This window comes from Ralstonia sp. SA306, assembly GCF_054792405.1.
Genome location: NZ_CP096452.1, coordinates 1,467,196 through 1,481,170 on the forward strand (window position 1 = coordinate 1,467,196; position 13,975 = coordinate 1,481,170).

A 13,975-nucleotide genomic window follows, 5' to 3' on the forward strand; every position below is an offset into this window, starting at 1 on the left:
GTTGGTGGATACCCCTAGGCCGACGGTGCGCGTGGTGCGCCGCAATAGTGATCTCGCCCGGCTCGACGGCCATCGCATGGTGATGCGACCGCTCGGCACGGGCAATTACGAAATTACCCAACCGCCCTAACATTTCTTGCCACCCCGCTGCGATCGTCTGACAGCGCCCCACGTAGCCAATAGAATGTGCAAGCGCGCAGCACGCCCCAGCGCTGCAGCCGTTTGGCAACCCCAGCCACCGCGAGCGGCCCGAGCCACCATGCACCGTCAACCGTCCGATCCATCGCAGCACGCGCGCATTCATCGCATTGCGCTGCTGTTCAATGCCAACAAGGTGTACGACCGCGAGATCATTGCGGGCATTGGCGACTACATGCGCTCCACGCGCGTGACGTGGGACCTGTTTCTCGAAGAGGATTTCCGCTGCCGGCTGCCTGGCATCGAGCGCTTTGATGGCGACGGCATCATTGCGGATTTCGACGACCCGGCAGTCGCTGAGGCGCTGCGCGGTTGCCCGCTGCCGGTGGTGGCCGTCGGCTCGTCATATGAAAATGCAGCGCAATACCCGTCCAAGGAGCCCTATGTCGCAACGGACAACGGCAAGCTGGTCTCGCTGGCATACCGGCACCTGATCGAAGCCGGCCTGCAGCACTTTGCGTTGTACAGCCTGCCCCAGGCACCGGAGAACCGCTGGGCACAGCAACGCGAACTGGCCTTTACCCGCTTGCGCCGGCAGGACAATCCCGCCGCCCCGATTGACCAGGAGATTTACCGGGGCCTCTCGACCAGCGCGCCGACCTGGCATCAGGCGATCGGTCAGTTGATTGAATGGCTGCGGGGCTTGCCCAAGCCCATCGGCATCATTGCCGTCACCGACGCGCGGGCCCGGCACCTGCTGCAGGCTTGCATGACGGCAGGGTTGGCTGTGCCAGAGGAAGTCGCCATCATCGGCATCGACAACGATCCGCTCACACGCACCTTGAGCCGCATCCCGTTGTCATCGGTCATTCAGGGCACGGTGGAGATGGGGCGCACCGCTGCGCATCTGCTGCATCAGATGCTGGGCGGTGCCCGCCTGGCAGGCCGGCAGATTCTCGTGCCGCCGGTTGGCATCAATGTGCTGGCGTCGTCCAGGCACCAGCCGCTTTCCAGCCCATATGTCATGCGCGCGCGCCACTTCATCCGGCAGTACGCCTGCCAGGGAATCAAGACCGAGCAGGTCGCGGACTACGTCGGTATCTCGCGGTCATCGCTCGAAGAACACTTTCGTCGTGAATTGAATTGCACCGTGCACCAGGAAATCCTTCGCCATAAGCTCGACGCCGCCAAGCACATGCTGGCCAGCCGTGATGTCGCAACCGCCGAGGTGGCGGTGCGCTGCGGCTTTACCTCACCCCAATACATGCACGCCGTATTCCGCCGTGAGCTGGATTGCACGCCACGCGAATACCAGGAACGCGCCATCACGGAGGGCCAATCATGAGCATCGCGCCAGCGCTGTCCGCACACGCGCCGCTCGACGGAGCCCTCTCGTCAGCAACATGGGGGCAATTGCCGGACGGTGAACCCGTTCGGCTGTTCACGCTGCGCAATGCCTCGGGCATGCGCGTTTCGATCAGCGATCTGGGGGCGACGCTCGTCTCCTGGCAAGCACCGGATCGCAGCGGGCACCTGGGGGAGATTCTTCTGAACCACGCGACGCCTGCCGCCTACCTTGAATCGCCGGGCTATCTGGGGGGCTTGATCGGACGCTGGGCCAACCGGATTGCGGGCGCGCGCTTCACGCTCGACGGCATCGACTACGCGCTCGACCGCAATGAGGGGGGCAACCTGCTCCATGGCGGGGCGAGCGGGTTTCATCGGGCGCTATGGGAGGCCGAGGATCAGGACGGCGCATTGGTCCTGCGGCTCACCTCCCCGGAAGGCGATGCGGGATTCCCGGGCAATGTCGCCGTCCAGGTTCGCTACGTGCTTGACGACGACGGCACGCTGTCGATCGACTATGAAGCCCGGACCGATGCGCCCACGCCGATCAACCTGACAAGCCACGGGTATTTCAACCTGAGCGGCAAGCCCGGCACCGACATCAAAGGCCACATCCTGTCGATCGATGCCGACGCCTTTCTGGAAGTCGATGCAAAGCTGATTCCGACGCGGACAGCCAGTGTCGCTGGCACGGCATTCGATTTTCGTCAGGGGGCGCCCATCGGGGTACGGTTGGACTGGCCTAACGCGCAACTCGCGCAGGCCGGCGGGTTCGACCACTGCTTCGTGCTGCGCAATACGGCGCCGGAGGGTCGCCCGCATGTGCGCCCAGTCGCCCGGCTGTATGACCCAGGCAGCGGGCGCGAATTGACAGTACTCACCGATCAGCGCGGGCTTCAGTTCTACTCGGGGCACAAGCTGGGGGGCACGCACGCGCTACGCAGCGGCTTGTGCCTGGAAGCGAGCGCGTTCCCGAACCAGGTCAACATGCCCGATGCGGAAGCGGTCACGTTCCGCCCGGGCCAGGTCTACCGGCAGCGCACCGCATACCGCGTGTCGGTTGCTGAAGAGACCTGAGCCGCGAGACCTGATCTGCATTCAGGCACGCGGCTTGGATGTTCAATGCGCCGCTGCGGCCGCGCCGTGCATGACTTCGTGCGCGCCGCGGATGCCGTTGAACCATGCGTTGAGCACCACGGCCACCAGCGTGCCCATCACGATGCCGCTGTGGGTGATGGGGTGCGTCCAGTCCGGAAAGTGGTGGAAGAACGCCGGCGCCAGCGTCGGCATCATGCCAAAGCCGACCGACACCGCGATGATCAGCAGGTTGTGGCGCTGCTGCTGGAAATCGACCATGCCCAGCATGCGGATGCCGGCAGCGGCCACCATGCCGAACATCACGATGCCCGCACCGCCCAGCACGTATTGCGGCACAGACGCCACCACGTAAGAGAGCTTCGGAAACAGACCCAGCACGATCAGCAGCACCCCGCCGGCGGCCGCCACATAGCGCGAACGCACGCCCGTGATCGACACCAGCCCGATGTTCTGTGAGAACGACGTATGCGGGAACGTGTTGAACACACCCGCCACGACCGTCGCCAGGCCATCGGCACGCAGGCCGTTGGTCAACTCGTTGCGCGAGATCGGCTTGCCCACCACGTGCGACAGCGCGAGGAACATGCCGGTCGATTCCACCAGCGTGATCACGATCACGATGCACATCGAGATGATGGCCGACAGCTCGAACTTCGGCATACCGAAGTGGAACGGCGTCACCAGCGTCATCAGCGGCGCGGCGCTCGCATCAGCCAGCGACACTTTGCCAAATGCCGCCGCCACCAGCGTGCCCGTCACGATGCCAAGCAGCACCGCGATATTGCACAGCAGTGCGTTACCGAATTTGGTCAGCAGCAGAATCGTCACCAGCACCAGCGCTGCAATGGCCAGGCCGAACGGATCGCCAAACGCCGGGTTCGGCACCATGTGGCGCACGCCGTCGACCACCTGCGGAATCATCTGCTGACCGCCCGCGGCCCAGTTGATCCCCACGCTCAACAGCGAAAAACCGATCAGCATGATGACCGTGCCCGTTACCACGCGCGGGAACAGGCCCAGCAGCCGGCCCATGAGCGGCGCAATGGCAATGCCGAACACACCAGAAACGATGGACGCCCCGAAAATACCGGGCAGCCCCATGCCGGGCTCCACGCCAATGGCAATCATGGGTGCAACTGCGGCAAACGTGACGCCCATCATCACCGGCAGGCGGATCCCGAAGATCAGGAAACCGAGGGATTGGATGAGCGTGCCGATCCCAGCCGCAAACAGATCGCAGTTGACCAGATACGACAGATCGCTCTTCGACAGGCCGAGCGCATTGCCGACAATCAGCGGCACGGCAATCGCACCGGCGTACATCACCAACAGGTGTTGCAAGCCCAGTGCGAACAGACGGGGCAGCGGCAGACGCTCGTTGACGGGATCGGCAACGGCGTGAGCGATTGTCGACGAAGAAGGCGAGGGTTGGCCGGGGGATTGGCGCATTGTCTGTCTCCTGGGGCCGCCCCCGTGTCAATGCCGGGAGCGTGCTTTAGGCGGGTGCGGCGGATTCCGTCCGCCTGCATTCATGCGGCGTGATGCCGCGTATTTGCCGGCATCTTGGAGGGGCTCCATTTTTCTGTCAACAATTACAATCGTTTTTTGTGTACATATTTTGCGTTCTGAAACGCGTGTGCGCCGTGATCAACCTGCCTCAAGCCTCCAAGCGCGCCTCGTGACCGGGGCCCAAAGAAAAAGCGCGGCCGCGACATGAGTCGCTGGCCGCGCAGTAGAAATACCTGGCAGGTAAAGCTGGAACCAGGAGCCGCCATCAAACCCCGTGAAGCACAGGGTTGTGTCAGTGGCTCTCAGCCGACCTCAGATCAGGTCGGCGTCGGCAGCCATGCGCGATCGCGCAGGCGCGAGCGGATGCGGGCGATGGCCTGGCTGTGGATCTGGCACACGCGCGATTCCGACACGCCCATCACGGCGCCGATCTCGCGCAGGTTCAGATCCTGCTCGTAGTAGAGGCTCATCATGAGCTTTTCGCGCTCGGGCAGAGCCTCGATGGCAGCGACAACCGATTCGCGCAGGTCGTGGTCCAGCAGTTGGTCCAGCGGTGTGGCGTCGTTCTCGGGCGCGCGGTTCTCGATGAAGGCGTCGGCGTCTTCGCGGTCGAAATCTTCGTAATACAGCAGCTGACTGCCCTGCAGGTCGACCAGTTGCTTCTGGTATTCGGCCAGCGACATGCCCAGCGCTACGGCAATCTCGGTTTCGGTGGGCGCGCGGCCCTTCTGCTGCTGCAGCTTCTGGATCGCCTGCTCGATCGTGCGCGCGTTGCGGCGCAGCCCGCGCGGCAGCCAGTCCGAGCCGCGCAGTTCGTCCAGGATCGCGCCGCGAATACGCTGGGCCGCGTAGAACTCGAACTGCACGCCCTGCGTTTCCTCATAGCGCGACAGCGCATCGAGCAAGCCCATCATGCCGGCCTGGATCAGGTCATCCAGCTCAACGCTGGCCGGCAGCTTGACCATCATCTGGTTGGCAATGCGACGTACCAGTGGAGCATACGTGGCCATCTCGTCGGACTTGGTCTTGCGACCGGTTGCGGTGTACATATCCATGCCTGCCTTTGACGCTTCGTTCATGCTGCGCCTCAATAAACCAATTCGGCCGCGCGTGCGGTGGCGCGGATCGTCGCAGTCGATGTGGACATTGACGTTGCTTGCGCCGATTCATCTGCCGGCTGTGCCGGAGCCCGCGCCGACATGACCACCCGCGACGGCGCACTGCCATCACCGGCTTGGGCCTCGGCGCTGGCCCAGCTCAACATTTCTTCGGCAAGCTGGCGGAAGGCCATGGCCGAAGGCGATGCGGGAAACGCGCTCGCCACGGGCTTGCCGAGCGAGAGCGCAAGTTCTACGTGCCGGTCCTCAGGGAGGTAGCCAGCGAAATCGATACGGGTGTTCAGGTACTGGCCCACGGTGTTGGCCAGGTTGCCGAACACGCGCACGGCGGAATCCACCGAATGCGCGCCGCACACCACGGTGCGGATGCCAGCGCTGCCTTGCAGCACGGCGGTTTTCTTGAGCAGCGTGTACGCGCTCTTGATGCCTTCCGGACCATCGGAGAAGGTCAGCAGCACGTCGTCGCAGACTTCAGCCACGGTGCTCAGTGCCCGGGTGCCGAAATGCGCGGCCACGAGCGTCACATCCGCCGTCTCGTCGTACTGCTCGAGCACGCCGGGCATGGCGAGCATGGTCTGGGCGTTCACCACGGCCGTGTCGCGGCCCATGGCGGACAGCGCGATGCGCAGGTTGTCGACAAAGTCATCGACCTGCTCTTCCGCACCGATCACCAGCACACGACGAGCAGCGGCATGACCGAGCATGCGCCGCAGCCCTGCGGCTTGATCCTTGGCGAATGGCGTCGTCATGGTCGCCCCCTTGTCAGGCGAAATCGAAAGCGGCCAGGCCAGGTTCGCGGTTGCGCGCAGCGCCTTGCGCCACGAGCAACGATTCGTCCGAATCCAGCGTGAACGACGACTGCTCCGCACCGGCCCGGAACGAGCGGTGGATCAGCAGCTTCTTGTTCGGCACCGCAATGTCTTCCGGCACACGCTGGCCGTACGACACGTAGTGCAGCGGCAGGCGGCGGCGGATCATCACGTCCATCGCGTGGCCAACAGACGCAGCCTCGTCGATCTTGGTCAGGATGCAGCCGGCCAGGTTGGCGTCGCGGTAGGCACCCACCACTTCATCGAGCGTCTTGCCGTTGCTTGCGGCGTTCAGCAGCAGCAGGCGCTTGATCGACGGGCCCACGGCATGCAGCATCGCCATCTGTTCGGACACGGCGCGGTCGCGCTGGCTCATGCCGATGGTGTCGATCAGCACCACGTGCTTCTCGCGCAGATCGTTCAGGGCGAGGCTCAGGTCTTGCGCGTCTTTCACGGCATGCACCGAAACGCCCAGGATCTTGCCGTAGATGCGCAGTTGTTCATGGCCGCCGATCCGGTAGCTGTCGGTCGAGAGCAGTGCCACGCGCGATGCGCCATGGCGCAGCACGAAGCGCGCGGCCAGCTTGGCGGTCGTGGTGGTCTTGCCCACGCCGGTCGGGCCCATCAGGGCAAACACGCCGCCCTGGTCGAGCAGGCTGTTTTCATCCGACACGGTGGTCAGGTTCTTTTCAATCGCGCGCTGCACGAAATCCAGCGCGCCTTCATACGAGTCGTGCTGCGGCATGTTCTCCAGCACGTAGCGCGTGAGCTGTGCCGAGAACCCTGCGTTGAGCATGGTCTGGAACAGGCGCGTACGCACCGGGTCGCCCAGCTTCACGCCCAGCGAGGCCAGGCTCGACATGGCGTCGTTCAGCGTGCTCTTGAGCGTTTCGATCTCGCCGACCATGCGGCGGGTCATCACGTCGGTCTCGGCACGGATGCTTTCCTTCACGTCGGCCTGGATGGCCGAACGCTGCAGGCTCACGTCATCACGCGGGGCTTCGGGCTTGGCCATCGTGTCCTCCACGCGGACGAAAATGTCGGACGCCTTGCCTGCGTCGGCTTGCGCGTCGCCGCGCGGCTTCACAGGCGCGTCGGCCTTCTGTTGTTCGGCGCGAAGGGTACGGGCCTGGGCTTCCACGCGCTCGGCAAAGCTGCGCAGCGAAACCGGGCGGTCATCCTGCTCGCGTGCCTGTTCACGCGCTTGTTCGCGACGTGCGGCAAAGCGGGCAGTCGATTCCATCTCCGGCTCGTCGTCTTCCACCGTGGTGCGGCGGGCGATGAACTGTGCGGTGCTGGCCAGGGCCTGCGCCGCAGACTGGGCAACCTCTGCATTGGCACGGTCCAGCGACAGGCCAGCCAGCATGCGGGTGGATGCTGCCAGCGCATCTTCTTCGCCAAACGCCACGTCGTCATCCACGCGCGTTTGCAGCGTGCGGCCGGCCGGCTTGGCCACCGGAGCAACCGGGGCTGCCGGTGCCTCTTCCTGTGCGGGGGCGCGGCGCGAGGCAATGAAGCGGTTACGCAGACGGGCCAGCGCGTTGGGCGCCGGGGCCTCGACCTGCGGTGCTTCTTCAGCAGGTGCCTGGGCGGCAACCACGGCTGCGGTTGCAGCGGCAATCGGTGCGGGCTCGGGGATCGGCGCCGGTGCCATCGGACGCCGCTGTGCCGTCTTGGGCGCCGACGACTGCGTGTCGACCAGCGCATCCACGTGCGAGTCGGATGCCGCGATGATCTCGATGCCGCCAGGAATGGCGCGGTTCGACAGAATCAGAGCGCCATCGCCCAGTTGGTCGCGGACTTTGCGCAAGACGTCACGCGACGTCAGTCCGGTGAATCGATGCATTTTCATGCGCGGCCTCCAAGCATGGCGACAACCTTAATCGTTCGGTGATCTGGAATTTCTGCGTGCGAGAGCACGCGCAGGCTCGGTGCGGCACGCTTGAACAGGCGGGCAAGCATCGGGCGCAGTACGGGCGGTACGAGCAGGACGCCCGTCTGACCCATCTGTTCGTGCTGCCGCGACGAGTCCGCAGCCGCTTGCATGAGCGAGTCGGCCAGTTGCGGTTCGATCGGGCCGGCGTTAGAGCCAACGACGCTTTGCAGCAAGATGTTCTCCAGATTCGGGTCAAGCGTGACGACCTGCATTTCGGTCTTGTTCGGGAAGAGCTGCTGGGCAATCGCCCGGCCCAGCGCCACACGCACGGCAGCGGTGAGTTCGGCGGGGTCTTGCGTCCTGCCTCCGTGTTCCGCCAGCGTCTCGACGATGGTGCGGATGTCGCGGATATGCAGGCCTTCGTCCAGCAGGTTCTGCAGCACCTTCTGCACGGTCGCGACGGGCAACAGCTTCGGCACAACGTCTTCGACCAGCTTCGGTGCTTCCTTGCCCAAATGATCGAGCAATTGCTGGACTTCCAAACGGCCGAGAAGCTCGGTGCTATGGGTGTAAATCAACTGATTGACGTGGGTGGCGATGACCGTGCTGCAATCGACCACGGTATAGCCCTCGGCCTGCGCGCGATCGCGCACATCAGCGTTGATCCACATGGCCGGCAGGCCGAAGGTCGGGTCCACGGTGGGCGTGCCAGGCAATTGCGTGCCCAGGCGACCACCCAGGCCGCCATGGCCGCCCAGGCCATCCTGGCCACCCGGATTGATGGCGAGGAACTTGCCCTGCTGCACTTCGCCCTGGCCGATTTCCACGCCCTTGAGCGTGATGCGGTACGACGACGGGCCCAGCTCCAGGTTGTCGCGGATATGCACAACCGGCGCCAGGAAACCCATGTCCTGCGTGAACTTCTTGCGGATGCCCTTGATCCGGCGCAGCAGCTCGCCGTCCTGGCTCTTGTCCACCAGCGGAATCAGGCGATAGCCGATTTCCAGGCCCAGCACGTCGACCCACGACACATCGTCCCAGCTCGCCTCGGGCGTATCCACCGGGGCAATGGCCTGCAGCACGGGTTCGACCTCAGGCACCTCGCGCTTCTTCTTGAGGTACCAGCCCAGATAGCCCAGACCGCCGCCAAACAGGATGAACGGGAAGTGCGGCATGCCCGGCACCATGCCCAGCACGCCCAGCACACCGGCGGTGGTCATCAGCACCGTCGGCATGGCAAACAGCTCGCTCGACAGTTGCTGACCGACGTCCTTGTCGGTGGAGACGCGGCTGACCATGATGCCCGCCGCGGTGGAGATCACCAGCGCGGGAATCTGCGCGACCAGGCCGTCGCCGATGGTCAGCAGCGTGTAGTTGGTGGCTGCGTGGCCGACGTCCATGCCGTGCTGGAGCACGCCCACGGCCAGGCCGCCGATGATGTTGATCAGCAGAATGGCGATACCCGCCACCGAATCCCCGCGCACGAACTTGCTGGCACCGTCCATGGAGCCGAAGAATTCAGCTTCCTGGGCGATCTCCGTGCGGCGCCTGCGGGCTTCGTCTTCACGGATGAGGCCGGCGTTCAGGTCGGCGTCGATCGCCATCTGCTTGCCGGGCATCGCATCCAGGGTGAAGCGCGCGCTGACCTCGGCAATGCGGCCCGCGCCCTTGCTGATCACCATGAAGTTGATGATCACCAGGATGACGAACAGCACGATGCCGACGGTGTAGTTGCCGCCCACCAGGAAGTGGCCGAAAGCTTCGATCACCTTGCCGGCGGCGTCCGGGCCGGTGTGGCCTTCCATCAGCACCACGCGCGTGGAGGCCACGTTCAACGACAGCCGCATCAGCGTGGTAATCAGCAGGATGCTCGGGAACGACGAGAAATCCAGCGGCTTGAGCGTGTGCATGCTGATCAGCAGCACGATGATCGACAGCGCGATGTTGAACGTGAACAGCAGATCGAGGATGAACGGCGGCAATGGCAGCACCATCATCGCCAGGATCAGGATGATGAGCACCGGGCCCGCGGCGGAGCGGTAGTCGCCCTTGCGCAGGATGTCGGTGACTCGGAGCAGTGCGGCGTTCATTGGCGGGCGTGCAGCGGGGGGCTTTTCGATGGATGCCATCTTGCCGGGGGAACCGCCAAATCGAAGACGTGAGAAAGCCGCCCAAAAGGCGGCTTTTCTTTGAAATACCCTCCCACCGGGGGGTGCGGAAGCGGGCGGTGGCGCCGTTTGGCCGTCGTTGCACGCCAAGCGCCCCATGCGCGGACATCAAACCGCTACTCGCCGGGCAAAAAGCGTCGTGCTCGGCGCTTTTTGTCTGGCGATTCGAGTTCGGAACTCGGCGCGTGGGGTGTTTGCTCGATGGGCGACGTTTTAGGCGTCTTCGGGCTCGTCGTCCGGGCCGGGTTGCGGCCCCGGGTCCATATCGGCAGGCACCGGCAGGTCGGTCGGGCGCACCGGCACACGGCCGCCCACCTGATGCAGGCGGCGTAGCTGGTAGACATAGGCAAGCACTTCGGCCACGGCGGCGTAGAGCGCCTCCGGAATCTGGTGGCCGATCTCGGTATGGCGGTACAGCGCACGGGCCAGCGGGGGCGCTTCCAGGATGGGAATCTTGTGCTCCGTCCCCAGCTCGCGGATCTTGGCGGCCACCATGTCGGCGCCCTTGGCCAGCACACGCGGCGCGCCGCCTTCCTTTTCGGAATAGCGCAGCGCCACGGCATAGTGCGTCGGGTTAGTGACGATCACGTCGGCCTTGGGCACATCGGCCATCATGCGGCGCTGGGCCGCCTGGCGCTGCAAGTTGCGGATGCGGCCCTTGACGTGCGGATCGCCTTCGGACTCGCGGTGCTCCTTGCGCACTTCTTCCTTGGTCATGCGGTGTTTGCGCGCGTATTGCCACAACGACAGCGGCACATCCACGGCCGCCACCAGCATCATCACCGCCGCCATGCAGAGGAAGGCCACGCCAGCCACGTGCAGGGTGTCGCGCATGGCCACGCCCAGGTCCTGCTGCGGGAGTTCGATCAGGTCACCCCGGTAGTACCGGACCAGCAACCAGCCCACACCGGCAATCAGAAACAGCTTGATCAACAAGCGTGGCAGCTCGATCAGCCCCTCCAGCGAGAACATGCGCGTCAGCCCCTGCAGCTTGAACAGGCGCGAGATATCAGGTGCCAGCGGCTTGAACGAGATGGCCCCACGCGTGAGCGCCAGCGGCGACAGCGCGGCAATCACCAGCATCAGCATCAGCCCGCCCAGCGCCATGGCCAGCGGCATGAACTGGCCCGTCACGTAGTTCCACTGGTCCTGCCCGCTGGTGTAGTTGTAGCGGTGGAACTCCAGGCAGCGCGCCAGGAAAGACGACGCAGCCCGCACAATCGAGTCGCCCATCACCCACAAACCGCCCGCGGACACCGCCGTGAGGGCGAACGAAGCCAGTTCCCGTGATCTGGGAACGTCGCCTTCCTCGCGCGCCTGCTCGAGGCGCCTCGGAGAGGCGGCTTCAGTTTTCTCAAGATCGCTTTCTTCGGACATGCCGGGCGTGCGAGGGGTGAATGGACGCTCGCATTATCCCGCCCCGGTCTGGCCATCGAAGCGCAAAGAAGACGCCTTGAAAGCACGCTTATCGGCAAAAAGCCGTCCCGCAATGCCCCCCTGACGCATGTGCACGTCGTCCGACATTGCCTGCGAGCCGCGCGGTGGCGATGACCCCTCCCGAACCCGATCCGCTCGCATGAGCGAGCCGCCCGGTTTGCGGTCGTGCCCCCTGGCTGCGCAAATACACCGCCCCCTTATATGGGGTCTGCCGCGCGAGGCATGCGGTGCGGCTCGACATCCTGCAACCGGTCCGCCGTGATATCCGCCGGATGCACCACCACGCCACCATTTCGCGCGATGAACCGTTGCGCATCCGCCAGATTCCGGAATGCGGGAAGGTTGCCGCGCCGCATCGGTCCCAAAGCGGTCGACCCCGACACATAAACGGCCTGCAGTGCCGGAAGCCATCCACCGTCTCCCGTGGCATGCACGTAGCTGGCGGCAACTTCCGCGGCCTGTCGCCCGGGTGCGTAGCGCTGCAGGTTTCGCAGGTAGATGAACAGGGTCAGCGGTGAATCAAAGAAGTACGCATCGCCGTTGGCAAAAATGAGCTGCGCCGCCCACTCGGGAACGCGAGATGGAAACGCCCCACAGACGGGGCAACGCGCATTGGCCGGAACCGGACGAGGGGCATGTGGCTGCAATCCGGATCGCGGATCGTACGGCACGGCCGGCGCGACAAAGCAGATCTCGTCGGGCACCTTCGGCTCGGCCCGAAGGGATGCACGTCCAACAAACCACCAAAGAGACCAGAGTGCCGCAAGCAATGCTGCCAATGCGGACAGCCGACGGCGTGTCGTCATGACCCGCTCCATCCACCGGCGCTGATGCCACAGATAAAGACAGTTCTGGGCAGAAGATGACAGTGGCAAATCACAAGTGAAAGCTCCACGGGAGACAAGCAAGCGTTGCCTCCCCGGCCACAAGAAATGGAACGACGACACCACGGGCGTGACATGAACGAATCCATCGGCAATCGCATCGCCAGCCAAGACCAACATGGCGAGCATATCGGCGCGGCTCATCCTCTGAATTGATCAATGGCAGGAATTGATGCTGGATATTTTAATTAGACCTTTCTGCTGGCAATTGCATTGCCTATTCCTGCTTAGCAAAAACATTCGAAAAAAATACCCGACATTGCGTTGTGGATAAAAAAGCATCTGAAATGCTTGATTTGCATCAATTCTAGCCACGGCATTTCTGTCAATTGATACGCATCAATCTGTGCCGCAGGCGTACCGCTACCATCGGCCGCTTCTGACACATGCGGTGAAATCTTGAACCGTTGCACTCTGCCCAACCGTGGAATCCTGCCGAGTATCGGGCTCGCCGGACTGGCGCACACGCTGCGCTGGACGGCCAGTCCGGCCGCGAGCACGCCGCCGGCCCGGTACCGATATGCCTTCGAGGGCGACACGATGGGCACGACATATCACGTCCGGCTCGCGCTTCCCTCGATGGATGACACGGCGTTGCTCGATGCGGCACGCGCAGCCGTGGATGCGGCTGTACAGGCAGTCGATCAACGCATGTCGACGTATCGGGCGGACTCCGAACTGTCGCAACTGAACCGGCATGCGGGCGGGCACCCCTTCACGCTGTCCGCAGACACGATCAGCGTATTGCAGATCGCGCGATCTGTGAGCCTCGCAACGGATGGCGCGTTCGATGTCACAGCCGGGAGCTTCGTCAACCTGTGGGGCTTCGGGCCGGAAAAGGCGCAGCGGGTGGTAACGCCGCGCGAGCTGGCGATGCTCAAGAGCGCAGTCGGCACCGGCGCACTGGAAATCGATCCGCGCACGCGTACCGCCACGAAGGCCGACCCTCGCGTGTATACCGATCTATCGGCCATCGCAAAGGGTTTTGGTGTCGACCAGGCGGCGATCGCGCTCGACGCGCTGGGCATCGCCGATTACATGGTCGAAGTGGGTGGAGAGGTGCGCGCCAAGGGCCGGCGCCATGACGGGCGTGCGTGGCAAATCGGTATTGAAGAGCCTCAGCGGAAGCTACCGCGCCGTGCCCGATTCGTCGTGCCATTGCGCGATATGGCAATGGCAACGTCAGGGGATTACCGCATCTGCTTTGAGCATGACGGGCAGCATTACTCACACGAGATCGATCCACGTACAGGCCGCCCAATCGCCAATGGCCTGACCTCCGTCACCGTGGCCGCGTCGCAGTGTGCGATTGCCGACGCATACGCTACGGCGCTGATTGTGTTGGGCCCCGAGCGCGGCGTCGAGGTTGCCGAGCAACTCGGGCTGGCCGCCTATTTCGTCCTGCGCGATGCCGAAGGCCGCCATCAAGACCGGATGACAACCGCGTTTGCTGCGCTGGGCGGTCGCCCTGCCACATCCACCTGATCCGCACCGCAACCCGCACAAAGCGCAACGGCATCGTCACATTCATTCAATTCCGAATAGCCTTATAAAGAATAGGTTATTCAAATTTCCAATGGTCAATCAAATA

10 protein-coding genes are annotated in these 13,975 nt (G+C 64.0%); 3 read left to right on the top strand and 7 right to left on the bottom strand.

Translation table 11 applies throughout. The annotated features are described in order from the left end of the window. Positions 1–259 precede the first annotated feature (259 nt). Both M1D44_RS23150 and M1D44_RS23155 read left to right on the top strand, forming a co-directional pair. Positions 260–1,483, top strand: a complete 1,224-nt coding sequence (locus M1D44_RS23150) for a XylR family transcriptional regulator (protein WP_024978438.1) — start codon at positions 260–262, stop codon at positions 1,481–1,483. Beyond that, a complete protein-coding gene (locus M1D44_RS23155) occupies positions 1,480–2,562 on the top strand; it encodes an aldose epimerase family protein (protein WP_439004446.1) in 1,083 nt (360 codons plus the stop codon). Before M1D44_RS23150 ends, M1D44_RS23155 begins: the two co-directional genes overlap by 4 nt. Before the next feature lie 42 nt (positions 2,563–2,604). Here the strand turns inward: M1D44_RS23155 and M1D44_RS23160 are convergent, their stop codons facing one another. The 7 genes from M1D44_RS23160 to M1D44_RS23190 form a co-directional block, all read right to left on the bottom strand. Continuing rightward, positions 2,605–4,032, bottom strand: a complete 1,428-nt coding sequence (locus tag M1D44_RS23160) for a nucleobase:cation symporter-2 family protein (RefSeq protein ID WP_316683255.1) — start codon at positions 4,030–4,032, stop codon at positions 2,605–2,607. A gap of 377 nt (positions 4,033–4,409) precedes the next feature. Beyond that, complete coding sequence (locus M1D44_RS23165; RefSeq protein ID WP_037032131.1) at positions 4,410–5,171, bottom strand: RNA polymerase sigma factor FliA; 762 nt, start codon at positions 5,169–5,171, stop codon at positions 4,410–4,412. 8 nt (positions 5,172–5,179) lie between these two features. Further along, a complete protein-coding gene (locus M1D44_RS23170) occupies positions 5,180–5,959 on the bottom strand; it encodes a MinD/ParA family ATP-binding protein (RefSeq protein ID WP_316683256.1) in 780 nt (259 codons plus the stop codon). Positions 5,960–5,972: 13 nt separating this feature from the next. Next, positions 5,973–7,871, bottom strand: coding sequence for a flagellar biosynthesis protein FlhF (flhF, locus tag M1D44_RS23175; RefSeq protein WP_316852538.1), 1,899 nt, complete (start codon positions 7,869–7,871; stop codon positions 5,973–5,975). After that, positions 7,868–9,985 carry a flagellar biosynthesis protein FlhA gene (gene flhA, locus M1D44_RS23180; protein WP_112188411.1) on the bottom strand — a complete coding sequence of 706 codons (2,118 nt, stop codon included), beginning with the start codon at positions 9,983–9,985 and terminating at the stop codon, positions 7,868–7,870. The genes flhF and flhA overlap by 4 nt, the downstream gene beginning before the upstream one ends. A 291-nt stretch (positions 9,986–10,276) precedes the next feature. Then, complete coding sequence (flhB, locus tag M1D44_RS23185) at positions 10,277–11,440, bottom strand: flagellar biosynthesis protein FlhB (protein WP_024978431.1); 1,164 nt, start codon at positions 11,438–11,440, stop codon at positions 10,277–10,279. A gap of 257 nt (positions 11,441–11,697) precedes the next feature. Then, positions 11,698–12,528, bottom strand: a complete 831-nt coding sequence (locus M1D44_RS23190; RefSeq protein WP_316852539.1) for a nitrous oxide reductase accessory protein NosL — start codon at positions 12,526–12,528, stop codon at positions 11,698–11,700. 255 nt (positions 12,529–12,783) lie between these two features. Here M1D44_RS23190 and M1D44_RS23195 point away from each other — a divergent pair, with 255 nt between their 5' ends. Next, positions 12,784–13,869: an FAD:protein FMN transferase gene (locus M1D44_RS23195; protein WP_162634451.1), complete on the top strand. Its 1,086-nt coding sequence runs from the start codon at positions 12,784–12,786 to the stop codon at positions 13,867–13,869. Positions 13,870–13,975 lie beyond the last annotated feature (106 nt).